22 protein-coding genes and 1 pseudogene are annotated in these 26,121 nt (G+C 71.0%); 12 read left to right on the top strand and 11 right to left on the bottom strand.

The genetic code is table 11. The features are described 5' to 3' along the window. Positions 1-51: 51 nt before the first annotated feature. Both BOQ63_RS01475 and BOQ63_RS01470 read right to left on the bottom strand, forming a co-directional pair. On the bottom strand, positions 52-312 hold the full coding sequence (locus BOQ63_RS01475; RefSeq protein WP_072653147.1) for a hypothetical protein: 261 nt from the start codon (positions 310-312) through the stop codon (positions 52-54). Between the two features lie 86 nt (positions 313-398). Beyond that, complete coding sequence (locus BOQ63_RS01470; RefSeq protein WP_072653146.1) at positions 399-1,004, bottom strand: SMI1/KNR4 family protein; 606 nt, start codon at positions 1,002-1,004, stop codon at positions 399-401. 389 nt (positions 1,005-1,393) lie between these two features. Between BOQ63_RS01470 and BOQ63_RS01465 the strand changes: the two genes are divergently transcribed. The 4 genes and pseudogenes from BOQ63_RS01465 to BOQ63_RS01450 all read left to right on the top strand — a co-directional run. Beyond that, entirely contained in the window at positions 1,394-2,596 is a 1,203-nt protein-coding gene (locus tag BOQ63_RS01465) for a hypothetical protein (protein ID WP_072653145.1), read from the top strand. A 145-nt stretch (positions 2,597-2,741) separates the two neighbouring features. Continuing rightward, a complete protein-coding gene (locus BOQ63_RS01460; RefSeq protein WP_072653144.1) occupies positions 2,742-3,362 on the top strand; it encodes a hypothetical protein in 621 nt (206 codons plus the stop codon). A 63-nt stretch (positions 3,363-3,425) separates the two neighbouring features. Beyond that, on the top strand, positions 3,426-4,067 hold the full coding sequence (gene casA / locus BOQ63_RS01455) for a type I-E CRISPR-associated protein Cse1/CasA (RefSeq protein ID WP_072653143.1): 642 nt from the start codon (positions 3,426-3,428) through the stop codon (positions 4,065-4,067). Further along, positions 4,024-4,434 (top strand): annotated as a pseudogene (locus BOQ63_RS01450) (type I-E CRISPR-associated protein Cse1/CasA); the annotation flags it as partial. The gene casA and the pseudogene BOQ63_RS01450, both read left to right, overlap by 44 nt. A 46-nt stretch (positions 4,435-4,480) precedes the next feature. Here the strand turns inward: BOQ63_RS01450 and BOQ63_RS01445 are convergent. Next, positions 4,481-5,083, bottom strand: coding sequence for a PqqD family protein (locus BOQ63_RS01445; protein ID WP_454129570.1), 603 nt, complete (start codon positions 5,081-5,083; stop codon positions 4,481-4,483). Positions 5,084-5,458: 375 nt separating this feature from the next. On the opposite strand from BOQ63_RS01445, the gene BOQ63_RS01440 reads away from it, so the two are divergent. Then, entirely contained in the window at positions 5,459-6,769 is a 1,311-nt protein-coding gene (locus tag BOQ63_RS01440; RefSeq protein ID WP_167395625.1) for a M14 family zinc carboxypeptidase, read from the top strand. Positions 6,770-6,783: 14 nt separating this feature from the next. Here the strand turns inward: BOQ63_RS01440 and BOQ63_RS01435 are convergent, their stop codons facing one another. From BOQ63_RS01435 to BOQ63_RS01420, 4 genes are all read right to left on the bottom strand, one after another. Beyond that, on the bottom strand, positions 6,784-7,335 hold the full coding sequence (locus BOQ63_RS01435) for a helix-turn-helix transcriptional regulator (RefSeq protein ID WP_072653141.1): 552 nt from the start codon (positions 7,333-7,335) through the stop codon (positions 6,784-6,786). Next, positions 7,332-7,934, bottom strand: coding sequence for a helix-turn-helix transcriptional regulator (locus tag BOQ63_RS01430; protein ID WP_072653140.1), 603 nt, complete (start codon positions 7,932-7,934; stop codon positions 7,332-7,334). Before BOQ63_RS01430 ends, BOQ63_RS01435 begins: the two co-directional genes overlap by 4 nt. Beyond that, positions 7,931-8,908: a hypothetical protein gene (locus tag BOQ63_RS01425; RefSeq protein WP_143174584.1), complete on the bottom strand. Its 978-nt coding sequence runs from the start codon at positions 8,906-8,908 to the stop codon at positions 7,931-7,933. The genes BOQ63_RS01430 and BOQ63_RS01425 overlap by 4 nt, the downstream gene beginning before the upstream one ends. 500 nt (positions 8,909-9,408) lie before the next feature. Then, the gene (locus tag BOQ63_RS01420) at positions 9,409-10,008 is read right to left on the bottom strand and encodes an ATP-binding protein (protein WP_079183333.1); all 600 of its coding nucleotides are present in this window, start codon (positions 10,006-10,008) and stop codon (positions 9,409-9,411) included. A gap of 199 nt (positions 10,009-10,207) precedes the next feature. Here BOQ63_RS01420 and BOQ63_RS01415 point away from each other — a divergent pair, with 199 nt between their 5' ends. Further along, positions 10,208-11,554 (top strand): NsdA family TPR-like regulatory protein, encoded by a 1,347-nt coding sequence (locus BOQ63_RS01415; RefSeq protein WP_072653137.1) that lies wholly within the window; start codon positions 10,208-10,210, stop codon positions 11,552-11,554. A 462-nt stretch (positions 11,555-12,016) separates the two neighbouring features. Further along, positions 12,017-12,784, top strand: coding sequence for a hypothetical protein (locus BOQ63_RS01410; RefSeq protein ID WP_072653136.1), 768 nt, complete (start codon positions 12,017-12,019; stop codon positions 12,782-12,784). Between the two features lie 404 nt (positions 12,785-13,188). Here BOQ63_RS01410 and ku read toward each other — a convergent pair whose 3' ends face one another. The 4 genes from ku to BOQ63_RS01390 all read right to left on the bottom strand — a co-directional run bounded on the left by ku (position 13,189) and on the right by BOQ63_RS01390 (position 19,757). Beyond that, on the bottom strand, positions 13,189-14,235 hold the full coding sequence (gene ku / locus BOQ63_RS01405; RefSeq protein ID WP_454129567.1) for a non-homologous end joining protein Ku: 1,047 nt from the start codon (positions 14,233-14,235) through the stop codon (positions 13,189-13,191). Positions 14,236-14,733: 498 nt separating this feature from the next. Beyond that, complete coding sequence (locus tag BOQ63_RS01400; RefSeq protein ID WP_072653135.1) at positions 14,734-18,279, bottom strand: tetratricopeptide repeat protein; 3,546 nt, start codon at positions 18,277-18,279, stop codon at positions 14,734-14,736. Between the two features lie 48 nt (positions 18,280-18,327). Next, positions 18,328-18,729 (bottom strand): trypco2 family protein, encoded by a 402-nt coding sequence (locus BOQ63_RS01395; protein ID WP_072653812.1) that lies wholly within the window; start codon positions 18,727-18,729, stop codon positions 18,328-18,330. Positions 18,730-18,845: 116 nt separating this feature from the next. Next, positions 18,846-19,757, bottom strand: a complete 912-nt coding sequence (locus BOQ63_RS01390) for a DNA-3-methyladenine glycosylase family protein (RefSeq protein WP_072653134.1) — start codon at positions 19,755-19,757, stop codon at positions 18,846-18,848. Positions 19,758-19,912: 155 nt separating this feature from the next. Between BOQ63_RS01390 and BOQ63_RS01385 the strand changes: the two genes are divergently transcribed. The 5 genes from BOQ63_RS01385 (at position 19,913) to BOQ63_RS01365 (ending at position 26,120) form a co-directional block, all read left to right on the top strand. Continuing rightward, positions 19,913-20,311 carry a hypothetical protein gene (locus BOQ63_RS01385; RefSeq protein ID WP_072653133.1) on the top strand — a complete coding sequence of 133 codons (399 nt, stop codon included), beginning with the start codon at positions 19,913-19,915 and terminating at the stop codon, positions 20,309-20,311. 224 nt (positions 20,312-20,535) lie between these two features. Continuing rightward, the gene (gene imuA' / locus BOQ63_RS01380) at positions 20,536-21,090 is read left to right on the top strand and encodes a DnaE2-dependent mutagenesis accessory factor ImuA' (RefSeq protein WP_454129563.1); all 555 of its coding nucleotides are present in this window, start codon (positions 20,536-20,538) and stop codon (positions 21,088-21,090) included. Beyond that, positions 21,059-21,217, top strand: coding sequence for a hypothetical protein (locus tag BOQ63_RS01375; RefSeq protein ID WP_454129562.1), 159 nt, complete (start codon positions 21,059-21,061; stop codon positions 21,215-21,217). Before imuA' ends, BOQ63_RS01375 begins: the two co-directional genes overlap by 32 nt. Before the next feature lies 1 nt (position 21,218). Continuing rightward, the gene (locus tag BOQ63_RS01370) at positions 21,219-22,760 is read left to right on the top strand and encodes a DNA polymerase Y family protein (RefSeq protein WP_454129561.1); all 1,542 of its coding nucleotides are present in this window, start codon (positions 21,219-21,221) and stop codon (positions 22,758-22,760) included. A gap of 81 nt (positions 22,761-22,841) precedes the next feature. After that, positions 22,842-26,120: an error-prone DNA polymerase gene (locus BOQ63_RS01365; protein ID WP_079183331.1), complete on the top strand. Its 3,279-nt coding sequence runs from the start codon at positions 22,842-22,844 to the stop codon at positions 26,118-26,120. The last annotated feature ends 1 nt before the right edge of the window (position 26,121 follow it).

Raw genomic sequence — 26,121 nt, 5'->3', positions numbered from 1 at the left:
GCGCGACGGGCCGCGCGACGGCTGTCAACGGGTCGGAGAGCTGTCGATGGGCTAGCGGTTCGCTCGCAGTCGCCAGCGGCTCGGGGTGAGTGCGATTCTGGTCCAGCGTTGCAGGCGGGTGCCTTCGGGGTGCCGGCGGGCCTGCGGGAGCAACTCGTCGTAGCGGGGGTCGCCAGGGGCGATCCGGTACCAGCCGTCGTAGTAGTTCCCGTCTTCGGTCCGGCCGCCGTACCGCTGGTGGATCGTGACGCCGTCCAGGGCGAGGGTGGGGTGTCCGGTGACGTGGTACGAGTCGTCGGGGCTGGGGGTCACGGCGTCACGATAGTGGGTTTTGGCTAAAGTCGTGTGGCGCTGACACGCTGCGTTATCGAGGATGGCCAGCCATGGAAGGGCCTTCGCTATGCCCCCAGAGGCACGGTTCCCCAGGGGTCGAGGCCCATACTGCGCCAGCGGCGCCCGTCCCGGCTGTGGACGAACCGCGAGCCCTCGTAGCGCAGATCGCTGATCCAGAAGTCGGGGATCTCGCGCTGCACGTACCGGTGCAGGAGTTCGACCATCCCGCAGTCGAAGCGCATCCAGCACTCCGGTGGTGCCCAGTGGCGACGGAAGATGACCGTCGTCCATTGGTTGGGATCGGGGTCAGAGGCATACCAGCACAACAGATCGGCGTCCACCGTGCCGCCCCACGCAATCAGCAGGTCGGGCTCATCGAAGTCCTCCTCCTGGGCCGTGTAGCAAGCCATATCGGTCTCCTCCTTCACCGGGAACGGTGAGTTGGGGTAGACCTCGGAAACAGGAGGATCCACGTATAGGAAGTTGTCGAACGTCCCCTCGCCGTAAACCTGCATGAAGGCTCGGTAGTCGTCGGGGAAGCCGTGGTCGTACTCAGCAGTCATGTGCGACCAGTCGATGGCGTTCCCGCCGCTGGCCGGTGGGGCGGCAAGAGGTCGAAGCCCGCGAATTATCTGAAGCACAGAGGACATGTCCTCGGACTCGCTGCCCACGTCGATCTCCTGATCACCTGTGCCGAATTGCCGTGACACGGCGCGCGAATGTGACCATAGCCGAGCCAGGGACGCGGGTGCCATCATCAGCCAAGCAGTGCGCCTCCGACGAGGTCCTGCTGGTCAGCTGGACGCTGATCCTCACTCGGACTTGGAGCATCAGACCTGTGTGGGCCCTCCGAAGCTGGTCACGCAGCGTCAGGCCAGAAGGACGCGCTTGCGCAGGGGGGCGCCCCCCGAGCCAGTCGGTGTCAAACCCCGTGCGTCAACATCCATCCACCACCGAGCTCGAATGACGGAACGTCCGTCATTCGTGGTTGTTTCGCTACTTGGCGAGTGCTAGCGTCATGAGTGACGGATATTCCGTCACTCAATCTGGGAGGTCTCTGATGGTGACGCGCGCACTGACCACGGCCGAGGCCCTCGCCCTCGGCTTCGACCATTCCAACCCGGCCGCCCGCGCGCGTCGGCACATCGACATCGGGACCATGGCCAACGGCTACCCGCCGGACCTGGTCGTGGCGGAGGTGGAGGGCGGCTGGATCTGGCACGACGGCCAGGAGACCATCTTGTGCGACAGCGAGGCCGAGGCCAACGACCTGTTCGACCGGGACCTGGTCCAGCTCGTCCGGGACTGCTCCGACCCCTTCGAGAAGGGCGGGAGCGACTTCCTGTGGTACAGCGCCGACGACGCCCTCATCGGCACGGTCGGCTTCGAGGAGTACGGCGACGGAACGTACTGCGTCTCGCTCATCGACGGCACGCTGTCGTGGTCCACCCATACCTCGAGGGAGAAGGCCGTGGAGACGGCCCTGGAGCTGGCCGCCGACCTCTTGGACGACACGCTCTCCGCCAGCCCGCAGTCGGAGCTCCCGTCCTACCTCGCCCAGGCCCGGGTCTACCTGGCCCTCAGCTCCGGGCAGGGCCTCGCCGACCCGGACGGCTTCTGCGAGCGGTTCGACGCCGACGAGGACGACACCTGGTTCCCCAACGAACACCTGGGCGTGGCCATGACCCAGGTCGACCGGTGGTGGGTGGTCGCCGTCAACGACAGCGTCAACAAGAACTACCTCGCCTTCTCGCTGCACGAGGACCGGGACGAGGCCCGCACAGAACTGATCCGCAGCATCGACCGCTACTACGGGCACGCCAAGAGCGCCTACGAGTGGAGGTCCTTCGACCGCACGCTCTTCGTCCGCGCCACCCGGATCTCCGAGGACAGCGACACCTACGCCGTCGTGGCGGTCTTCGGCGAGCACGCGCAGCTGTTGACCGTCGATGGTCGGCCCCAGGCCGTCGCAAGGGCGACCCGGATCCTCGCCGAGTACGCCGCCCAAAGGCCCGCGCCCGTCGCGGCGGACGGCACCCAGGCGCAGATCCAGCACCAGGCACTGCACCGCCGGGTACTCCAGGACACCATCGCCGCGCTCACCGGCTGCGAGGCCCGGCTCGGCGACGCGATCCGGCGCGCCGACCAGGAAGGCCTCTACGGCCGCGGACGTGACCTCACCTGGATCCAGGTCGCCCACCGCCTCGGCGTCAGCCGAGACACCGTGCAGGAGATCCGCAACGGCAACGCCTGGAAGAGCTGACCGCACCGGCCGAACCAGCCAGGCCGCGCTGCGCAACGCCCGCCCCGGCGGCGCCCGGCGCGGCCAGCCTCCCGAACACGACCACCTGCCCCGCTCAGCACATCAACGCCGAGACGACGGTCCCGGCGGTGAAGGGACCCCCGTCATGCAGAACGTCATCAACAGCAACGACCGCGTAGACGTCGCCCAGGAGTACGCCGACCGGGTCCGCGACCTCCTGAACCGCGGCCGCGTCGACACCCTGCGACGCACCCTGTGGACCGACGCCGACGACGCCGACCTGTGCCGCATCGAGATCGTCTCCTACCCCAGGCCCGGCACCGGCGAAGCAACGGTCGCCCTCGTCTACTGGGACGACAACTCCTACGAGGTCCAGGAAGCCGCCGACGAGACGGAGGCCGAGCAGCACTACCTGGAGACGGTCCGCATGAGCACCACCTTCGACGTGGGCGCCGACGGCCACGAGACCCGGGCGGCCGAGACCGACGTCCCCGGCGTGCCCGGCTACGACGGCGCGTTCCACCTCGCCTACCGCATCGACCGGGGCACCCCCGACACCGAGCTGCGCAGCGACGTCATCGCCCAGAGCGTCGAGGCCCGCAGCGCACAGACCCTCGCCAACGACCTGCTCGCCAGCCACCTCCTCTGCCCCGGCGTCGAGCCCGCACCCTGGCGCTTGCAGGTCTGGACAGGGACCAGCCCCGAGGAGGCCGGCACCGCGATGCGCAGCGGCCGCCCGGCCCTCGCGATCGCCCAGCGGGTCTGACCTCCCGCCACCACCCGCCCCGCGGGCGGTGCCCGGCAGCCCGCCCGCTTCCTGAGGAGAGCCGTGACACCGTCGTTCAACCTGGTCGACCGCGGGTGGCTGCCCGTCCACGACCTCGACACCGGCACACACCGCGAGGCCGGTCTGCGCGAGGCCCTGGTACGGGCGCACCGCCTACGCCTCGCGCTGCCCCCCGGCCAGGAGCTCGCGGTGGTGCTGCGAGTGCTACTGGCCGCCTACGACAGTGCCGCCGGACCGGCCGATACCACCCAGTGGCAGCAGGCCTGGCGGGCCGAGACCCTCGACACCGCCCGCGTCGACGCCTACCTCGACCGCTGGCACGACCGCCTCGACCTGCTCGACCCGCAACACCCCGCCTTCCAGAGCGCCCACCTGACGGAATGCCGACGCGGCCCCGAGGTCCTGCACCCCTCCTACCTGATGGGCGAGACCTCACGCACCTTCCTCGCCCGGAACCAGACCGGTCCCGGGGCACCGCCGATGCCGGCACCGCAGGCCGCCCGCCGCCTGCTGGTCCTGCTCGCGTACGACGTTTCGAGCCTCAAGGCCGCCCCCGACGGCGGCCTGACCTACGGCGCCCAGGTCCCCCCCGGTCGCGGACAGCGTCCACGTCAGCGTCGACGCCCAGACGCTCAAGGACCTGCTGCTGCTGAACCTGCCACCACAGCCGCGCGCCCCCGGTGACCGGCCGGTCTGGGAACAGGCACCGCACCCGCCGGCCGTCGGCGAGGCCCGGGCGCCCCTCGGCCGCCTGGACCTGTGGACCTGGCCCGCGCGCAGCCTGCGCCTGCACGCCGACGACAACGGCGACGTCACCGCCGTCGCCTGGCACGACGGCACACGGCTGGAGGGAAAGGCCGCCCAGCGATGGGCCACCCAACACACCCTCGACCCGCTCACCGCCTGGCGCACGACGAAAACCCGCGGCATCACCGCCCCCGCGCGCGCCACCGACCAGCGCGGCATGATCCCGCCCTGGACCGGCGTCCTGCTCATGTCCTCCCACCACGGCCCCGCCGTCCTGCAGCACCTGCGCGCCGCCTGCGAACGCGGCGACGTCCCCGGCGACACACCGCTGCGCCTGGCCGTGTCCGGCCTCACGCACGGCAACGAGCACCGGACGACGGTGATCGGTGTTCCGGCCGCGTCCGTGGTGATCGGTCCTGCCCGGGTCTGGCGGGGCGAGGACGCGCAGCGGCGGGATCTGCTCGCCTGGGCGGCCGGCATGCCCGAGATGGCCGTGCGCGCCGCAGAGCTACCGAAGCACCTCGCTGCTGAGAACCTCCACGTGAACCCCGACGACGCGGCCTGGCGCCGACTGGTCGACGCCGTGGACACCGCACCAGACCCCAGCCTCTACGACTCCTGGCACAGGCATCTGCTGACGCACGACGTGCAGCGGTGCATGCGGGCCCTGCCCAGAACCTCTCGCGGCGCCGAGGCTGCAGGTGTCCGTGCCGGGCGAGGTCGGTGAGCAGGTTCCTGACGGCGGCGGCCGGTGCGCCGGGGTGTTCCGTGGCGAGCGTGGCGATGATCTGGTCTGTCGTCAGGGTGCCGTCCAGGAGCTGCAGGAGGGTGCGGCGCCAGCCCTCGGGGTCGGGCAGGATGCTCGCGATGCCGGGCAGCGATCCGATCTGCAGGTCGCCGTCCGGCCGGCTGCTGGGCTGGTGCTCGGTGCGCAGGCGCAGGCGCGGGGTCACCGGGCCTCCTCAGGTGTGGGTAGGCAGGGAGCGGGGACGGGCCCAGCCGGTGGCCGGGCCCGTCAGGTGGTGCGGTGTTACTGGCCGGAGACGGTGAGGGCCAGCAGTGCGCTGTCGGCGGCCGGACGCAGGCCGGTCTCCTCCTGCTCGGTGTCCTCGGGGTCGACGGCCGTGGTGATGTTCTCCACGATGTTCTCCTTCCGTTTCTCTGGACGAGGTTGTGGCGGATTCGCCGGGTCCTATGGAAGCATGCTTCCAATAGTCGCGGAAGGCGTTTCCGGGGATAATTTCCGAACGTTTTTGGCGTCTATTTTCGGGCAGCACAATATTCCGGTCCGGTGTTTTCCGGACCGGTTTCAGAGAAGGGTGTTCGCTGTGACTGATGTCCTTTCCGGTCTGAATGAGCGGTTGGCCGGCTGGGCGGAGCTGGTGCCGGGCGGGGAGCTGGTGCCCTCGGTGGAGGACGTGGTGAGGCGACTGGGCGATCTGGCCCGGCGGGAACCGGGGCTGTGCCGGATGCGGCGGATCGGCGAGTCACGTGAGGGGCGGGCGCTGCATGTGCTGTCAGTCGGGTCGGGGCGGCGGCGCGTGCTGATGGTGGGCGGCCCGCATCCGAACGAGCCGGTCGGATATGCGACAGTCGTGTTTTTGGCGGAGCTGGTGGCCGCACGGCCGGAACTGCGGGACGGCGTTTCGTGGCATTTCCTGCCATGCGTGGACCCGGACGCCGCCGCCCTGAATTCGGAGTGGACGAGCGTCACGCTCGACCTGTTCACCCAGCATCGCTATTTCTACCGGCCAGCGCTGGCCGAGCAGCCGGAATGGACGTTCCCCATTCCGTGGCGGGGCGGCGAGCACCGGTTCGGGCTGCCGGAGAACCAGGCGCTGGCCGACCTGGTGGACGAGCTGGAGCCGGCGGTCGCCGTGAGCCTGCACAACTCGGAACTCGGCGCGCCCTTCTACACCGCGTCCCACGAGGTCCCGGGCCTGGCCGAACAGCTGGCGGCCGCCACCGCCCGGCACGGCCTGCCGGTCTCCGACGCCGCGTCCGGCGACGTCGTCGGCTGGCCGGTGCTCGGCCCCGGGGTGTACCGGATGCCTCCGGTGGAGGAGCTGGTGATCCGCGACCACGACGGCGACGCTCCGGCCTTCGGTGCGCACCTGACCCACTACGCCGCCCGGTACGGCACGCTCACCCTGCTGCCGGAGGTCCCCCGCTGGCAGGCGGCCACCGCCTTCGAGACCTCGCCGCCCGTGGCGCTCGCCGTCCTGGCCGAGGCCCTGACCGGCGAGGTGGCCGAAGTCCGGCAGCTGATGGAGCAGGCCCGCCGCCTGGACGACGTCTTCGCCCGCGCGGCCGCCGACACCGCCGCGGTCGCCGACAGCCAGGCCCGGTCCTGGCACCAGCGCGCCGCCAACGGCGACACCGTGCCGGGCGGAGAACTGGCCGAAGCGCACTACACCCGGGTCATGCTGACGCTGCGCTCGGCCGGGATGGCCCTGCGATCCGTGTGCGAGGCTCCACCCAGCCGGACCAGCCACCAGGCCCGCGCACGCCTGGAAAGGCTGCTGTTCGAACGCTCCCAGCGCAGCGAGCGGGAACTGCGCGTCACCCCGCTCCAGCTGCGCCGTTTGGTGGCGGTCCAGGCGAGTGCGGCGCTGGCCGCCGTCGAGCTCACCCGGTAGGGGCCGGGCACTGCTCACCGCTTGGCCCTGTGCATCCTGCGGCACGGGCAGGGGTGGTGGGCCGGGAGCTCGCTGATGGCATACAGGCCGAAGATCACGTGGGCGCCGCTCTCAGCGCCGAGCGTTTTGCGCAGGCGGCCCAGCCTGGCGGTGACGGTGTCCGCGGCGATGGCGAGTGTGCGGGCGATCTCCCGGACCGTCAGCCCTTCGGCGAGCAGCTCGGCGGTGCGACGCAGCGGGTCCGGGATTCCGTCCTCAGGCGGGCGCAGGCGGGGCGGCGTCAGGAGTCCGGTCCGGCACGCGATGGCAACCGCGTGGGGGCGCCCGGTGGCCTGGAGCGCGTGCACGACGTCGCGAATCGCCTCGGCGCCGGCACGGTCCCGGTCCTTGCTCGTGCTGACGGTGTTCCGGCCTGCGCGGAGCAGTTGGCTGATCCGCTCGGTCGAGGTGCCCCTGGCTACCTCGGTCAGCACACGGTGCTGACTGCCGGTGAGGGTCAGGGTGGTGCCGCAGTCCGGGCAGGGCAGGCCCGCGAGCACGGCCGGCCCGGGGTCGGTGAGGGTCATGATGTGGTGGCCTCGGGGTCGCTTTGGCAGGGGCAGGGGTGGGTGTCGTCCAGCAGGCGGACGCAGTGGAGCAGGCTGACGGTCTGGGGACGGGTATGCAGGCTGTGCATGCGCATGAAGCGCCGCAGGGCCTCGTCCACCGCCCGGGCCGTCCGCCCGGTCTGCCGGCCGATCTCGCTGTCGGACAGGCCTGCGGCCATGCCCTGCAGTGCGGCCAGTGCGCTGTCGGTGGGCGGGCGCTCCAGCCGCCGGAACCGCGCTGAGCGGCGAAGCAGCCCGGCCCGGTAGGCGATGTCGATGGCGTGGACCGGGTTGGCCGCGCCGAGTTCGGCTGCCAGGGCCTGGAGATCACCTTCAACCTGCGCTTTGGTGCTGCGCAGGTGTCCGCCGATGGCGCGCGGGGTGTGCCCGTGCGCGGTGAGGGTGAGCAGCTGGGCCTGCGGCTGGGTGACCAGGAGCCGGCCGCCGCAGGCCGGGCAGGGGGTTCCGGCGATCAGCAGTGGCAGCAGGCGGCCGGGGCGCACGGGGCGCCTGGCCGGGGTTCTGCGTCGTTGCGGGTACTGGGCCGGGTGGAGCAGGAACAGCGACGGCCAGGTCATCCACGCCCCCAGTCCCACGGGCGCTGGTGGGCTCCGCGCAGGCACGCGATCTGGTGCGCGGCCAGCTGGCGGGCGCGGCCGTCGAGGTGGGAGCGGCGGACGGTGTCCATCACCGCGGTGAGCGCGACGACATCGCGCACGCTCTGGTAGCCGTCCCAGGTGCCGATCCGGTCGTAGGGCAGGGCGACGTCGGGCCGGGCGCGGGAGGTGTAGGCGGCGGTGTAGGCCTGGAGGTCGACGGGGCGCCCGCGCAGGAACTCCGCCCGCCAGCGGGCGGCGACCAGGTCCCATTCCCGGCGGCCGAGCCGCGGCGGGCGCCGCAGGAGCAGCCGCGGGCAGCGGCCGTCGTCGTAACAGCGGGCCATGCGGGTGTCGCCGAGGATGACGGTGGGCGGGGTGGGCCAGTCGATGCGCTCCCACTCCTCACGCAGCCAGGCGGCGTGCTCCCGCAGGAACCACTGGCCGGCCTCGTCCACGTCGGCATCGGTTAGGCCCTCCAGCAGACCGTCGAACGGGTCGTGAGGCTCCAGCCACAACGCCAGCTTCGGGTGGACGCCGTGGACGGAAGCGGTTGCCCACGCACTCACCGCGGGATCGTCCTGCCGTCTGCCGGGCTGGTGCCAGAAGGTCACGGCGCGCCCGCCGGCGGTACGCACGCAGTCGTAGTGCGGCCGGACGACGGCCACCGACTCCTGCTCCAGCAGCCGGGCTGCGCGCAGCAGCGCCCATGCTTCGTCCAGGTCCGTGTGCACGAGGGCGACGGCGGCCGAAGCGGGCAGCGACCACGCCTGGATCGGGTGCTCGCTGACCAACTCGGCCCGGTCGGGGTTGTCGCCGGTGACCACGCAGACCTGGGTCAGGGCCGAGTAGCCGGCCGTGATCTGCTGTCTGCGCGCTGCCTTGGTGACCTTGAGCAGGGCGGTGGTGGTCGGTCCGACGCTCACGGAGTCCTCGGGTACGAAGTCGGTGGACAAGGTCGTGGTGGTCCGGGACAGCGCCTCCCGTGTCACTGTCCCGGACCGGCCGGCCCTGTGCCGGGTGGCACGTGCCGGTACGGACGACGGGTGCAGCAATCCCCAGTCACGGCGTCGTCCGGTTCGGCCGGGTGCGGGCGCAGGGGGTGGCGCCCGCACCCGGCCTTCACCCGCCCAGCTCCCGGGCGGGTGGTCTCAAGGTGGTGCGGGCCCGGCCAGGGTCCCCGACCGGTCGGCCGGGCCCGCATTTGGCGGACCCTCGGCCGCCGGTCCTGCCAGGCCGCCACCCCCATGGTTGACGGCCGGCAGAAGCCCCGCAGCCGTCTCCCCCGGAGGCACGGGAAAAGGGGAGGCAGTCACGGGGCCGCGCGGTGAACGCGGACGCGGACGGGGCCGCGTTGCTCTTCCGCTGCCCACCCAGCCGGGCGGGCGTCTTGAGTCCGGTGGCGTCTGCGCACGGGGAGGCTGCAGGCCGCCACCGGAGGTCTATGAGGTGGCGTTCACGCCGCAGGTATCGGGCGCTGACGCAGCGTCGGGCGCACCGGAATCGTGCCGACAGCAGGCTGGGGCCGCAGAACCCGCACCGAGCTGACCGCGCGAAGGACCGCGGTCTGCGGCTCGACCGCCTCGCCGGTGACCGCCGCCGCTGGGGCCTGGACCACCACGGCTTCGGGCAAGTCGAGTTCGGCCCAGACACTCTTGCCGACCACCCCCAGGTCATCCACACCGCATCGGTCGGCGACGTGGCGCACGAGCTGCAGGCCGCGGCCGCTGGTGGCCTCCGTATCGGCACGGCCCTGTACGGGCTTGGCGTGGCCCGGGTCGGTCACAGACATCCGCAGCACGCCCCCGCTGTGCTGCAGGCATGCGGTCAACTCCACATCCGGCCGCTCACCCCCGCAGCCGTGAAGTACGGCGTTGGCCCCGAGCTCGGCTATCACCAGCTGTACGTCCCCCACCAGCGGATCGTCCAGGTGCAGGCCGGACTCGGCCAGTGCGGCCTGCGCCCAGCGGCGAAGGGCCCCGATCTGCACCAGTTCGGCCGGGATCGCAAAGCTCAAGCGAGCTTCGTGCGGTGTGAGTTGCGCTTTCACGGGCATGCCTCACTCACTCGGGTAGCCAGAAGTGGTCGCACAGAGGTTCCCGGATGTGTCACGCCGGGAATGAGGCGGAGGCCGTCGCTCGACTGCCCGCCTCAGGTGCTGCTGTTCATTCAACTGCCGTACATGGGAGGCCGGAACCGGTCATGCTGGACAGCAGCGTGAACGCCGTGAACGCTCGTAGACGGAGTAGCTGAGGATGACTGCCAAAGCTCCGAACGCTGGCCTGGCCGCTTTGCTCGAGGAGGCCCAGTGGACCAAGACGCAGCTGGCCCAAGCCGTAAACCGCGCCGGTCGGGAGATCCAGCTGGATCTCAACTATGACTACTCTGCGGTCTCCCACTGGGTGCGGGGCACCCAGCCCACTGACCGGGTTCAACCGGTCATCTGCGCAGTTCTCACCCGCAAGCTCGGCCGAACTGTAACGTCAGTGGAGGCGGGGTTCTCCCGCTCCAACGAGGATCTGCTGCACCCTAGTTCGGGTGATGTCGTGGACAGGATCGTGAATCTCGGGAGGGCCGACATGGACCCATCACGGCGCAAGTTGCTCAAGGCCGGCCTGTACTCGGCTGCCCTGGGTATCCCGGCGTTCACGGAGCTGGGTGACCGCCTTAACGCCAGTGCCACCCTGGCAGGGCGGACAGTCCGTGTCGGCCCCAATGAGGTCGCGACTGTCCGCAGGATGACCGAGCGGATCGCGGACATCCTGGACGAGCTCGGTGCGGGCCACGCCCGCCCGATGGCCGCCGCCTTCCTGACGAACACGGTGGGCACCTACCTGCGCGCTGACGCCACCGGAAAGGTCAAGGCCGAGATGCTGACCGCCGCGGCCGACTTGGTCTACCTCATGGGCTGGATGGCGATGTACGAGATCGAACACGGCCTCGGGCAGAGCTACTACCACCGGGCGTTGGAGCTGGCCAGGAACGCCGACGACCACATCACGTACTGCCGGACGTTGCGTGGGATGGCGCTGCAGGCCGCGAACCTGAAATACGGGCAGAAGGCTCTGAACCTCGCCGATGCAGCCGCAGAGGCGGCTCCGAAGGCAGGCCCCCGGCTGGTCGCCTTCCTCGCCGGCCAGCAGGCACACGGCGCAGCCCTCGTGAAGGACAAGCCGCTTGCCTTCGCACGCCTCCAGCAGACGGAGAAGGCTTTGTCGAAGGCCGAGGGCCGCAACGACCACGTCGGCGGATACGACATCGCCGCATACCACTTTCATGTGTCCAGCGTCCTCTACGCCCTTGGGGACGTGCCGGGCTCCATCACCGCGATGCAACAGTCCCAGCGGCTGCGGCCCCCGACGGAGAAGCAGGGCCGCGCGCACGCCAACGGCGTCCTCGCTCAACGCCAGCTGGAGGTCGGGCACGTCGAACGGGCGGCTCTGACCTGGCACAACTTCCTGGACGACTACGAGACCCTGTCATCGGCCAGGGCCGATGACCACTTCCGCCAGATGCTTGCTGGCATTCGCCCCCACACTGGCAACGCGAGGGTCCGCGAGCTGAACGAACGCGCCCGCGCCCTGGTCGCCACCAAAGCCTGAGGGGTTGAGGGGCGTCACCCCCTTCGCGGGTCCTGCTTCCGGTGTCCGGCCGACTTCGCCTCCGTACACGTCAGCCGGTCCCGAGAAGATCCGACGTCGGCCCTGGTGAGTGTCTGCTCGTCGGAGCCGTCGTCGTTGGTGCGCTGCCCCGGCCTGCTCGGGGGTTCAGGACCAGGGCGCCGCCACTGTCCACGGGGCCGCGAGTTCCCGTGGCGGCGCGCGGACTACGCCGTGGTGGCTTCCACCGCCCGCGTGGTCTGCTCGACGGCCTGGGCGAGGGGCTGGGCGGTGCCATCGGGGCCAGGCAGCTGCAGGCGCAGCGAGTTCCCGCCTCAGACATCGCTGGTGGGCAGCCAGGGCACCAACACTCACGCGAATGTATCGTGCGATACGTCTCGTGGCGTATCGTGTAGCGCGCGATACATCGATCGGCCGGTGTCCGGCCCTACGAGAGGGTTCGTCATGGTGGAGCTGCCTCTGCACACAAGCAAAGACATGCGGGAGGAGGCCCTGGCGGAGTACGGCCCCGGCCTGTACTTCCTCAACAACGGCTTCCGTGAATTCGGCGGCAGCGGATTCCACTCCGCGCGGTCGGTGCAGCACGGTGTCCGGGTGTGGCTGATGGACGGCATCGATGCCGTCGCGTGCGCGCAGGAGGTGGTTGGCCGGGCCGAGGCGGACGCCGAGGTGGAACGCCTGGTTGCGCAGATGACCCCCTGGGCGCCGGCCGTCGCGGCCCTCGCCCGGGCTGACCGCCTCGACGCGAGCCACGACAAGATCCTGAAGCTCAGCGACGAAATCACCAGGGACACCCCGGACGAGCAGATCGACTGGCTGCTCGACTGCTATCCCGGATTGCTGACTTCCGGCGAGCGCAGGCTCTGGCACGCGCACATCCAGAAGGTCCGCAACGGGCTCAGCATTAAGGCCATGGTCGTCCATGGTGAGAGCCTCGACCTCCGCGCCGAGGCCATGTCCGCCCTGCCGCCCCTGGGCACCCTGCCCCCCACCCCGGACAACTGGGTGGCGACCGACTCCGGCCATGTCGCCCGCTCCTGGACCCGGCCGCTGCTCGAGCTCTGCGCGCAGGCGTGGGCCGCCGCCCGTGACGAGGTGGAGGACTCCCGGGGCCCTATGGTCCGTTGGGCGGTCGGTGCGGGCATGGGCAAGTCGCAGCTCCACCAGCTCACTGGCATGTCCCGCGCCACGATCGACCGGTACCTGGACTAGCCGGAGTAGTCGGCCTGCCTATGTGTCTTACGGCTCCAGATGCCAGCTGGCCTGCCCAGACGGCCCATGTGTTGATGGACCTGGGGTTGGTCGATGTCGAGTGGGCCGATGCTGACGGCGGCGGCCTGCGGCGGTCCGTTCTGGAGGAGGTTGCCCGGGTTGCCTTCGAGTCCGCGAGTCCGGTGCGGCGCTTTGCGTCGTACTGCGGACAGCGGCACTTCCCAGGCTGGTACTGGGCGGCGACCACGGCGTCACTGGTGGGGTTCGAGTCCTGGCTGGAGCGGGACCGGCTGATGCTGCTCGACCACGACCAGCGCGCAGCGGACACCGCGGCGGCCCGCCTGCGGCCACCGCACGGTGCTCCGGATGGTCAGGATGCCTTGCGTCGTGGCCGGCCCGCGTGTTCAACGGCTTGCTGGAGTTCGTCGCGGGTCATGGTGGAGCGGTGCGGGATGTCGAGGTCGGCGGCGCGCTGATAGAGCTCGGCCTTGGTGAGTTGGGACAGCTGCTGTTTGCCGGTGGCGCTGGCGCGTTTGGTGGTCTTCGCCGCCGGGCTGGCTTTGGTGGCGGTGCTCTTCTTGTCGCCGGTTGGCTTGGGGGAGCGGCTGGCGCGGGCGGTCTGCGCCCGGTCGGCGCGCGTCTTCTTGGGCTCCTCGGCCCGGTCCGCCTTTGCGGGCGGTCTCGAGGCTGCGGCGCAGGGCGTCCATGAGGTCGATGACGTTGGTGGCCTCGGGGGCGGGTCCGGTGGAGACGGCGATCTCGCGGCCGGCGAGCTTGTCCTGGACGAGCTTCTTGACCTGTTCCTCGTAGGTGTCGTGCCACTCGTCGGGTTTCCACTCGATGGCGAGCATGCCGATGAGCTGCTCGGCGGTCTTGACCTCCTGCGGGGAGAGTTTGACCTTCTCTGGTAGGTCACCGACCTCGGAGTGGGGGTCGCGGACCTCGTCGGCGAAGTGCATCGTGTGCAGTTCCAGGAGCCCGCCTTCGGAGCGGACGGCGGTCAGGTACTCCTTGCCGCGCATCGCGAACATCGCGAGCCCGGCCTTGCCCGCATGTTCCAGGGCTTCGACTAGCAAGGCGTAGACCTTCTGGTACTCCCTGCCGCGAGGACCGAGGTAGTAGGTCTTGTCGAAAAAGATGGGGTCGACGTCGGCGAGGTCGACGAACCCGGCGATGTCGATGGTGCGCGAGCGCCCGGGGGAGATCTGCTCCAGCTCATCGGGCTCGACAACGACGTACTCGCCCTCGGTGACCTCATAGCCCTTGACGATGTCCGCGTAGTCGACCTCCTTGCCGGTGCGTTCGTTGACCCGCTTGTTGCGCACCCGGTCGGAGGTACCGCGCTGCAGCTGGTGGAAGTGCACATCGTGGGACTGCGTCGCGGTGTACAGCGCGACCGGCACGCTGACCAGGCCGAAGGTGAGCACCCCGGTCCACATCGGTCGGCCCATCAGGGACTCCTTTCAGCACGCCGTGTCCGCCGTGCCAGTGCGTGGACGGGTCACGGCCAGACTCGCTGTGCTGCCGCCGTCGCGCACGTGGTGTTGGGCCGACAGGCTCGCCGCCCTGCTGGGGTGTAGGCCGTCGGTTGTCGACCGGACTTGCCCCGGCGTGCCCGTGTCCCTATCCGGTTCGCCGAGCGGTGGGACGTCCTGGGCGCCGACGTCGGTACCGGAGGCGGTGCGTCCTGACGGCGGTGACGCCAAGTGCCGGCTGTGCCGCGGGCGACTCGGCGGCGACTCCCGTCACGACATCGGGCCACCAGGACGGCCTTGAGCGTCTCCTGGCTTCCCCGACCTGCGCAGATCAGGCTGATCACCATGCCTGCCGCTACCCGCCCCCGCATGGAGGACTTACCGTGCAAGGCCGCGAAAGATGTGCCAGAGCATTCACCTGAACGAAGCCGGTAGCCCTGTCGGTGGCACGGGTGCTGCTTCATTCGTGCGGGGTCAAGGCTGGGACGGCTTGAGGGCGGAGGCGTTGGCTTCGAGCCAGCGTATGATTTCTCTGGCGTCGTTGGGGCGATCGAGCCTGAAGAGCAGGTGGACCTGCATTTTCAGGGCATATTCCAGCAGAGCGCCGAATTGGGCGGGCTCGGCCGTTATATGGCGGCGGCAGATCTCTGCCGCCTGCCCGCCGGCCGTGAGGGCGTCGCCCCATCGCTGGGCCCTCTGCAGATGCCAGCAGAGCCCGTTCAATGCGCTGGCGAGGTCGTAGTCGTAGGCGCTGGGATCGTTCGCGGCCATACGGCGGTAGATCTCCACGGCTCTCTCGGTCAGCTCCAGGGCCTTCGCTGCCGCCGGAGACGATCCTGTCAGCGGGAACGCCGTCGAAAGCTGGGAGCTGAGCTTGATCAGCGCGTCGGCGAGGTCGGGTTCGTAGGCGGCTGGGTTGGCGGCCGCCAGACGGCGGTAGATGTCGACGGCCGAGGCGGTGACGGTGATGCCTTCCTCATGCTGGCTCGCGTGCGAGAGTTGGGTGCCGAGGTTGACCAGCGCGTCGGCGAGGTTGGGTTCGTAGGCGGCTGGGTTGGCGGCCGCCAGCTGGGAGTAGACCTGGACCGCTGCTTGGGTCGCTGCGAGGGCTTCCGAATGTTGTTCTGCCTCGAACAGACGGGCGCCGAGGTTGGTCAGTGATCGAGCGCGGCTGGGCTTGAAAGCCTCCGGGTCCAGTTCCGACAGGCGGTCGTTGATCTTCATTGCTTCCCTGGTGGCCTTGAGAGCTTCTTCCACTGCTCCCGCCTCGGACAGGCGGATCCCCAGGTTGTTCAGCGTGTTGGCGAGATCAGGTTCGTAGGCCGCGGGGTCCTGTGCGGCCAGGAGCCGCCACATTCGCACGGCTTCCGTGGTAGCGGTGAAGGCCTCCGAGCTCTGCCCCGTTGCTGCCAGATCAGTGCCGAGGTTGTTCAGCGAGCTGGCAAGGTCGGGTTCATAGGCACCGGGGTTCTCGGCCGCCATCCGCTGGTAGATCGCCACAGCTTGCCTTGTGTCCTTGAGGGCGTCCCGCCGCAATCCCAACATCGACAGGGCGACGCCGAGGTTGTTCAGTGAGCGGGCGAGGTCGGGTTCGTAGGCCGCGGGGTTCTCCGCCGCCAGGAGTCGCCACATTCCCACGGCGTCCTCGGTGACGTCGCGAGCGTCCCGCAGCTGCCCGGTGTGGGACATGCGGGCGCCGAGGTTGGCAAGCGCGTCGGCGAGGTCGGGTGTGTAGGCCGCGGGGTTCTCCGCCGCCAGGCGTTGATAGATCTCGACGGCCTCCTTGGTGACCTTGAGGGCGTCCGCCCACTCGCCGGCGTCGGACAAGCGGATGCCGAGGTTGCTGAGCGATCGGGCAAGGGCGGAGTCGCCACTCGGCGCGTCTTGCGCCGCCAGCTGGCGTCCGGCGTGGACGAGGAGCGTGCTGAGTCGTAGGGCGAGAGAGTTGGTGACGCGGGATTGGGGGATCGCGCTGGCGGCGGATCGAAGGACTTGATGATCCAGGTTCAGGCTCTCCAGCGCGGTGGTGACGAGGTGGAGCACCTGGGTGCTGTCGGTGGTGCGGTCGGCGTTGTAGTGCGCTTCGGCGGCGCGTGCCAGGACCGTGATGAGCTGGGTTTGCTGTCCGGGGGAGGCGTGGGTGAGCAGGTCGGTGACCGACAGGCCGTGACTGGTGACGGCTTGCGAGGCGTGGTACTCCGCGATGCGGTCGGGTTGGAGAGCGCCCCAGTAGCGGCCTGGTTCGGCGGGATACAGGGACCCGAGCCAGGCGGCGACGCCCGGCACCTGGTCGGGCGGTAGAGCGGGGACGGCGCTCAGAATCCGCAGCGCTTCGTCTCGGTCGGCGGCGCCGCAGATCGCCGCCGCGGCGACCGAGCGGGCCAGGGCGCTGGTGGGCATGGTCAATTCGAAGGCCGGTGCGGCGGCACTGTCGGCCCAGAACCGCTCCTCATGATCGAGAATGATCTCCTCGGCCGGTGCGGCGGCGACGGTCGCGGCAGGGGCGGGGCCCTGTTGGAGGAGGCCAGTCAGAGCGGCCAGCTGGAGCGTGAGGGCGTTGTCGTAACGGGAGTGGGCGAGGTCGTCGGGGGGCTGAACGGTGGCGGCGAGGGCGGCCCAGTCATACGGGGTCAGCGATGCCACGTGGGGCAGCAGGCGTGCCAGGTCGCTCACGGCACGGCGGAAGGCGGCCTCATGGCCAACAGGCTTCTCTTCCGCCTCAGGTGGGTTGTCGGCAGCGTGGGCGTGGGACGCGAGCGGGGAAAGCTCTGTCACGGCCGCTTGTTTGAGGAGGTCGCGGGTGCTCCGCGCGGCGTTGAGGGCGTCGGTGCGCCACTCGCCGTCGGACCGGGCGAGCAGGAGCACCCGAATTCGGTGGCGCGTAGAGGACAGGGCGGTGATGAGGCGGCGTACGAGGCGGGGGCGGGTTTCGGCGTAGTCGACGACGAGGAGCAGGGGTAGCTCTGTCATCAGAGCGGCAAAGTTGGGCGGCGGGTCGTAGTCGGTGAGGTCGGAGCGCAGATGCCCGGTAGCCCATCCGGCGAGGCCGAGGAGATGGGTGAGCTGGCGGCCGAGGCGGGTCTTGCCCTGGCCGCCGGGGCCGGCCAGGACCCGGACCGACAGGGCTGCCGGCGGGCTGTCGCACCAGGCCCGGAGGTCACCGAGCTCCCTTTCGCGGCCGTGGAATGCAACGGCCTCGATGTCGGCCCGCAGCAGGGCGGCGGGGGAGTGCAGGTCGCGTGGCCGCACGGCCGCAGTGAGCAGGTCTGCGGGCTCCACGGGCTCCAGGACCGGTTCCCAGCCGTCGGAGCCGGCTGCGACTTTGGTACGGAAGTCAGGGTCTTCCAGCAGAAGGGCCGTGGGGGTGGCGGTGAGGATGGTGCCGCCGTCGGCCTGTAGGTCGTGGCGTGCCACTCCGCACAGCAGGTCGCCCTCGGTGGCTTCGGCGAGGACGGCGGCGCCGGAGATGCCCGACCACCGCGTTCCGCAGGACGCCTCGGAGATTCGGACGGGTTCGGTGCTGGAGATCTCGTAGCGGCGGTCTGGGGACTGGTTACCGGGATCGATGTGCCCGTTGAGCTGGCGGCCCGAACGTTCCTGGCTGCCGGGATCCTTCTGCAGACGGGGGAAGCCGACAAGAGAGACCGGGTGGGGGCGCGTACCGATCATGCGGCCCCAGCGCTGTGGCGCACGGGCTGCCGTATCCAGCAGCGATTCCGGTACCGCCCAGCCGCTGTTCTCCTTGAGCTCGATCAAGGCGGCGTCGACGGTCTGGGTCTTGCGGTACCAGCGCAGCGTAGCGGGGAACTCCCGTGCCAGCACGACGTCCGAGCTGGCACGGGCGTTTGACGGCGGCGCGCTGACTTTGATGTGGCCAGGGTCTGGTCCCGAGGCCTTGCCGCCGAGGACGTGTGCAGCGGTCAGGACCAGACGGGGAGCTATCAGGTATCCGGACCCGAAATACGGGCGTCCGCCGCCCTCGCGGTGCAGCCGTACTTGGACCCGTCGGTCGAATTCCACGGTTGTCTCCAGGCGCCGTCTTGCTCTGCTCCGCCGGCGCCCTTGGGTTCAGTCCAGGTCCCTGACCTCCACCGGACCGCCTCCTTGTCGCGGGATCAGTCGGACCGTCACCGTGTGGGCGCTCGCATTGCTTCTCTCGCGCTTGCCGCCCAGGTCCAGGCCGACGCCCATGACGGCGAAGCGCAGCCCTCCGCGGCCCTCATTGGTCCGGGTCAGCTCCATGCTGAGCTCCAGAGTGATCTCAGCCAGCTCGAACCGCACGCCCCTGTCGCTATCGCCGGGCGGGCTGTTGTCTTCGCTGGGTGGGCTGTTGTCTTCGCTGGGCGAGTTGTCGTCTTCGCCGGGTGGGCCGGCGATACGAGCCTGGGCCTCGACGATCTGATCGCGGAGCAGCGTGATCGCGTCCGCCAGGTCGAGCCAGTCCGTGTCCGAATTGCTCGTGTGGTTCATCACAAGCCCCTTCGACACCCGGCATTACCGCCACGTGCCGGCTACTTCCGATTGTCTCAGGACGGACAGGGCAGATGCATCCGAACCCTCTCACCATGGGGGCACGGAGAGCGCGTTCACCTGCGCCGGTGGTCGTTGGGGGTGAGTCTGGGGCCGAACCGGGGGGCGCTGGCGCCGGCGAGGAAGGCGAGTGTGCAGACGCGGTGGCGCGGGCCTGCGTAGGGGGCGAGGAGTTCGAGCATCTGCTCGTCGGTGCTGCGGGCGCGTCCGGTGAAGAAGTGGCCGATGTGGTTGGCGAGGTGGTAGTCGCCGACGGAGACCGCGTCCGGGTCGCCGTTGGAGCGCTGGAGGGTCTCGGCGGCGGTCCAGATACCGATGCCGGGCACGGTCATTAGCCGCGCGTGGGCGTCTGCGCTGGCCATGGCCGAGGCCTCTTCGAGTCGGGGTGCGAGCCGCACCGCGTGCTGGATGGTGTCAGCACGCTTGCTGTCCACACCCGCGCGGTGCCAGTCCCAGGACGGGATCAGGGCCCACTGCCGGGCTGATGGGGCGACACGCAGGTCCGCGCGGGGGCCAGGGGCGGGCTCGCCGTAGCGGCGCAGAAGGATTCTCCAGGCACGTCTTGCTTCGAGGACCGTGATTTTCTGTTCCAGTATCGCGAGGATCAGGGAGTCGAGGACGAGTCCGGTGGCCGGCAGGCGTAGCCCGGGGTTGCGGCGCTGGGCCTCGCGCAGCGGTCCGGGCGCGAGGACGAGTTGCTGGGGGGTGTCGTTCGCGCCGAGCAGGACGGGCAGCCGCTCCAAGAGCCAGTCGGCGCCCTCGCCCCACGCGGTGGCGACGACCTCGCTGTCAGCGGGGCGGGCGGTGACGTGCAGGGTGCCGCTCCCGCATGGGGTGCGGAAGGCACGCCACATTCCGTCCGGGCCCCATGCGGAGACGGGGTCCCCGGTGCCGCGGTTCAGCGGGGCCAGGGTCCCGGAGAGGTCGAGGGGAAAGGGGGGCCGCCAGATGCGGTGGAGTGGCTCCATTGGGTTGTTCGGCTCCTCTCCGGGGTGTCCTGTGCCACCGATCCTTGACCGATTGCCACTCAAGTTGGACCACTGGGCGGTTCGTGCCATCGAACCTTGACCGCCCTGGTCAGGGCTCACCGAGCGGTGTCAGCCCCTTGCTGGATGATCTGGCCATGCTGATTGCGACCAACGAGCGCGGCCACGTGGTGAAACGCCCGTCCAAGCCGGCTATCGGGACGATGCTGGCCAACCTGCGGCGCGGTAACGCCCACATGGTCCTGGAGCGGGTGGACGAGAGGCAGCCCGGAAGTTGGTACATCCAGGTCCGGCTCCGCGAGAACAACACCTTCCAGCTCGAATACAGGGACGGCGTGGCTGAGCTGCACTATCAGACACTGACGATCTCCCCGGAGAAGGTCCTCGGGGCGCTGCTCGGCTGGGCTGGCGCGAAGCCGGGCTGGCGGGACGGCTTCATGTGGAACAACATCGGTGAGCAGTTCGGCCCCATCGACTGCGAATCCCCGGAGCCGTCCGGCGGCACGAAGCCGTCGACTGATCCGGAACCGGTCTGACCAGGGCGGTCAAGGTTCGATGGCACGAACCGCCCAGTGGTCCAACTTCAGTGGCAATCGGTCAAGGATCGGTGGCACAGGACACGGGGCATGCGAGCGGTGGGGGTCTGGCGCGCCGAGCGTAGCCCATCACCGGCCGTGACCTGCTGTGATGCGACTGGTTCGAACGAGTGACCGATTTGCTCGGACTTCCCATTTTCGAACGCGTGCTCGATTCTGGTGGTGTGGAAGCAACTCTTGCCGCGCTCGCCCCCCAGCTCCAGCTGTCCCGTCCCGGGCCGCTGGTGCCGGTGCTGCCCGCGATGGAGGAGCTGCTGCCGGAGCGGGGGCTGCGCCCGGGCGCGGTGGTGTCGGTGACCGGCGGCGGAACCGCGCTGCTGCTCGCTCTCGCGGCTGCGGCCACATCCGCCGGCACCTGGTGCGGCGCGGTGGGCTTCGAGGGGCTGGGGCTGCTGGCGGCGGCCGAGCTCGGCGTCGATCTGCGCCGCCTGGTCGTGGTCGAGGCCCCGCGTGAGAGGCAGGCGGAGGTGGCCCTGGCACTGGCTGACGGTGTCGGCGTCCTGCTGCTGCGCGGCGCGGCGCCGTCCGCTCCGCAGCGCGAGCGCCTGGCCACGGTGGCGCGGCGCAGCGGGTGTGCGGTGGTGGTGGGGAGTGAGTGGCCGGGGGCGCAGGTGCGGCTGCGGGTGGAGTCGCGGGTGTGGAGCGGGCTGGGGGCGGGGTCGGCTGCGGGCGCGGCGGATGGTGGTGGTGGCCGGCGGGCGTGGTGCGGCGGCGCGTGAGCGCCGTGTCGGGCTGTGGCTGCCGGAGGAGCAGGGCGCGGTCCGCAGCGCCGAGGCGCCGGTCGTGGTGTCCGAGGCGCCGGTGCGGTCGGTGGCTGCTGGGCGCGGTTCGCTGGTGGTGGTCTGAGATGGCGGGACGTGAGGGTGCGCCGCGGGTGCTGGTCGGGTGGGTGCCCGACTGGCCGGTGGTCGCGGTGCTCGGTGGTGAGCCGGAGCCGCAGCGGCTGGCGGCGGTCGTCGAGCGCGGCCGGATCGTGGCGGCGAGTGATGGTGCGCGGTCGGCGGGAGTGCGGCGCGGACAGAAGGTGCGCTCGGCGCAGGCCCTGGTGGAGGGACTGGAGGTGTTCGAGCGGGACCCAGACGCGGAGGCGGCCGCGTTCGAGCCGGTCGCCGATGCGGTCGGCGCGCTGGCCGCGCACCTGGAGGTCGTGCGCCCGGGTCTGCTGGCGGTCGCTGCGGCGGGTGCGGCGCGCTTCCACGGCGGTGAGGACGTCCTGGCCGAGCGGATCGTGGATGCGGTCGAGGCGGCCGGTCACCCGTGCCGGGTCGGCGTCGCGGACGGGCTGTTCGCCGCGCAGCTGGCCGCGCGGGCCGAGCGGATCGTCCCGCCGGGGGACAGCGCCCGGTTCCTGGCCGCGCACCCGGTGGCCGAGCTCGGCGACGGCCGGCTGGCGGGCCTGCTGCTGCGGCTGGGGGTCGTGACGCTCGGGCAGTTCGCGGCGCTGGCGCCCGGTAGCGTCGCGGACCGCTTCGGCGCCGGCGGGGTGGTGGCGCACCGGCTGGCGCGCGGCCTTGAGGCGCGGCCGGTCGTGACGCGGCCGCCCGGCACGGACCTGGCGGTGGAGGAGCACTTCGCGCAGCCCTCCACGCTGGCGCAGCCGCTGGTTTTCGCCGCCCGCGGCCTGGCGGAGCGCCTGCACGCGCGCCTGGCGGGGGCCGGGCTGGCATGCGAGCGGGTGGAGATCGAGGTGGAGTGCGCCGACGGCACCACTGCCTCCCGGGCGTGGCGGCACGAGGGCGTGCTGTCGGTGGGGGCGGTGGCCGAGCGGGTCCGCTGGCAGTTGCAGGCCTGGCAGCGGCGCCCGGTGTTCGACGAGCGGGCGGGCGGGGTGGTGGCCCTGCGCCTGCTGCCCGACGGCCTGGTGCGCGACCCGGGCCGCCAGCTCTCCCTTCAGGACGGCGACCAGGAAGCCACCGCGCGGGCGGAGCGGGCGGTGGCCCGGGTACAGGCGATCCTCGGCCACGCGGCACCGGCCACCGCCGAACTCGCCGGCGGCCGCGCCCCCGGCGACCGCGTGGTGCGCACCCCCTGGGGTGACGCTCACCAGGAGCGCCGCGCGGACGGCCCCTGGCCCGGACAGCTGCCCGCACCGTCCCCCACCCACGTGCCCGACAAGCCCCGGCCGGTGCGACTGCTGGACGCCGACGGCCACGACATCCAGGTCACCGCCCGAGCGGAGGTCAGCGCCGCCCCGGTGCGCCTGGTGCTGCCCGGAGACAACGCCGAGGTGGCCGCCTGGGCCGGGCCGTGGCCCGAGCACGAACGCTGGTGGGACCCCGAGCAGGCGCGGCGCACCGCACGGATGCAGGTCGTCACCCACGACGGCCGGGCTTTACTGCTGGCCGTCACCGCCGGGCGCTGGCACGTCGAGGGCGACTACGACACCTGACCAGCACCCGGGCAGAGCGCCCCGCCGGACACCAACCACGGCCCGCGGAACAACGAACCACGGAACAACGGAACCACCGTCATGGGCTTCACCAGCCACCCCCACACCCCCTGGAGCGAGCTGCACCGCCGCCTCGCCGGCACCCCCACGGCAGACGGCGACCGCACGGTCGTGCCGTTCCCCGCCAAGACACCCACCGACAGGGACGCGGCTGCTTCCCAGCTGTCCCACGGCATGGCCGGGCAGGCCTGGGCCGAGCTGCACGTCCACTCCTCCTACAGCTTCCTCGACGGCGCCAGCGACCCCGCCGACCTGGTCACCGAAGCCGCCCGCCTCGGCGTCGAGACCATCGCCGTCACCGACCACGACGGCCTCTACGCCGCCCCCGCGCTCGCCACCGCCGCCCGCGCCGCAGGCCTTCGCACCGTCTTCGGCGCCGAGCTGACCCTGGACGCCACCACCGCCCCCACCGGCATCCCGGACCAGGACGGCGAACACCTCCTCGTCCTCGCCCGCAGCCCCCAGGGCTACCGCCGCCTCGCCAAGACCATCGGCGACGCCCACCTCGCCGGCCAGGGCAAACGCCGCCCCCGCTACGACACCGACCGCCTCGCCAACACCCACAACAACCAGTGGGCCATCCTGACCGGCTGCCGCAAAGGCGCCGTACGCCGCGCCCTGGCAACCGAAGGACCAGCCGGGGCCGAGCGCGAACTGCGCGCCCTGGCCGAGCGCTTCGGAAGCGACAACGTCTACGTGGAGCTGACCCACCACCACCTGCCCGGCGACGACGACCGCAACGAAGCCCTCGCCGACCTCGCCCGCCGCACCGGCCTCACCCTGGTGGCCACCACCGCCGCCCACCACGCATCCCCCGCCCAGGCCCGCCTGGCCCAGACCCTCGCCGCGCTGCGCCAGTCCCGCTCCCTGGCCGAAGCCGAGCCCTACCTCACCGCGGCCGGCACCGCCCACCTGCGCTCCCCGAGCGAAATGGCCGCACGCCTCGCCCCGTGGCCGGGCGTCCAACAGGCAACCGTCAACCTCGGCCGCGCCTGCGCCATCGACTTCCGCGACATCACACCCCGCCTGCCCGGCTACCCGGTCCCCGACGGCCACACCGAGGCCACCTGGCTGCGCCACCTCACCCAGCGCGCCGCCACCACCCGCTTCGACCCCCACAACGAGAAGGCCCACCGCCAGATAGCCTACGAACTCGACGTCATCGAGCACCTCGACCTCGCCGGCTACTTCCTGATCGTCCACGACATCGTCGACTTCTGCCGCCGGGCCGACATCTGGTGCCAGGGCCGCGGCTCGGCCGCCAACTCCGCCGTCTGCTACGCCCTCGGCATCACCAGCGTCGACCCGATCCACTACGGCCTGCTCTTCGAACGCTTCCTCAGCCCCGAACGGGACGGGCCGCCGGACATCGACCTTGACATCGAAAATCGACGCCGCGAAGAGGCCATCCAGTACGTCTACGAGCGCTACGGCCGCGACCACGCCGCCCAGGTCGCCAACATCATCACCTACCAGCCCCGCATGGCCATCCGCGACGCCGCCCGCGCCCTCGGCTACGCCCCCGGCGACCTCGACCGCTTCAGCAAGGAGACCGCCTGGCGGGACATGCCGCCCCCCGACGCCCCGGTCCCCGCCGACGTGCGCGACCTCGCCACCCAGCTGCGCGGCCTGCCCCGCCACCTCGGCATCCACTCCGGAGGCATGGTGCTGACCCGCGAGCCGATCAGCGAGACCTGCCCCACCGAGTGGGCCACCATGCCCGGCCGCAGCGTGCTCCAGTGGGACAAGGAGGGCTGCGCCGAAGCCGGACTGGTCAAGATCGACCTGCTCGGCCTCGGCATGCTCTCCGCCCTCCACGACGCCTGCGACCTGATCGCCCAACACCACGGCCGCCGCCTCGACTTGGCCACGATCCCGCCGGACGACCCCGACGTGTACGCGATGCTCTGCCGCGCCGACAGCATCGGCCTGTTCCAGGTCGAGTCCCGCGCCCAGGCCTCGGCCCTGCCCCGGCTCATACCCCGCCGCTTCTACGACCTCGTGGTCCAGGTCGCTCTCATCCGACCCGGCCCGATCCAGGGCGGATCCGTCCACCCCTACATCAACCGCCGCAACGGACGCGAAAAGGCCGTCATCCCCCATCCCCTCATGGAACGCGCGCTCGCCAAGACCCTCGGCGTCCCGTTGTTCCAGGAACAGATGATGCAACTGGCCATCGACTGCGCCGGATTCACCCCCACCGAAGCCGACAAGCTGCGTCAGGCCATGGGCGCCAAACGCTCCCACGAACGGGTCGCCGAGCTGCGCGAGCGCCTGCTCACCGGCATGGCCGAACGCGGCATCCCCCAGGACATCGCCGAAGACGTCTACGCCAAGATCGACGCCTTCTCCGGCTACGGCTTCCCCGAAAGCCACGCCGCCAGTTTCGCCCTGCTCGTGTACGCGAGCGCCTGGCTCAAGTTCCACTACCCAGCCGCCTTCACCTGCGCGCTGCTGGCCAACCAGCCGATGGGCTTCTACTCCCCGCTCACCCTGATCGCCGACGCCAAACGCCACGGCGTCACGGTGCTGGCCGCCGACATCAACCACAGCCAGGCCCGGCCCACCCTCGAACCCGCGCCGCCCGGCGGCGGGGGAGAGGGCCAGCCCGCGATCCGCCTCGGCCTGGCGGCTGTCCGCGGCCTCGGTGATGAGCAGGCCGAGGCGATCGCCGCCGGCCAGCCCTACACCGATCTGGAGGACTTCGCCCGCCGCACCGACCTGCCCGAACCCGCCCTCGAAGCGCTCGCCACCGCTGGCGCCTTCGCCAGTCTCGGCGTGAACCGCCGCCAGGCCCTGTGGTCCGCCGCACCGCTCGCCCGCACCAGCGCGGGCATGCTCCCGGGCACCGCCCCGGCCCTCACCGCCCCTGACCTCGCGCCGATGACCGCCGTCGAGGAGACCATCGCGGACCTGTGGGCCACCGGCACCTCCGCCACCGCACACCCCGTCCAGCACGCCCGCGCCCACCTGGAACGCTGCGGCGCCCTGACCGCCGACGCGTTCAAAACCGGCGCCGCCCCCGGCACGCTCGTCGCCGTCGGCGGACTCGTCACCCACCGCCAGCGCCCGCCGACGGCCGGCGGAGTGCTCTTCCTCAGCCTCGAAGACGAAACAGGCCTGGTCAACGTGATCTGTCAGCCGCACATATGGGAGCGCCAGCGCCGTGCCGCCCTGCAGTCAGCGGGCCTGCTCGTCCACGGCACGGCGGAGCGCCGCGACGGCGCCGCCAACCTCGTCGCCACCCGCCTCGTCCCGCTCACCCTCGCCCCCGGCGCCCGCAGCCGCGACTTCCGATGAC

The sequence above is a fragment of the Streptomyces viridifaciens genome, assembly GCF_001888885.2.
Lineage (GTDB): Bacteria > Actinomycetota > Actinomycetes > Streptomycetales > Streptomycetaceae > Kitasatospora > Kitasatospora aureofaciens.
Note: the sequence above shows the minus strand (reverse complement) of the source record. Positions and strands in the feature narration are given on the sequence as shown.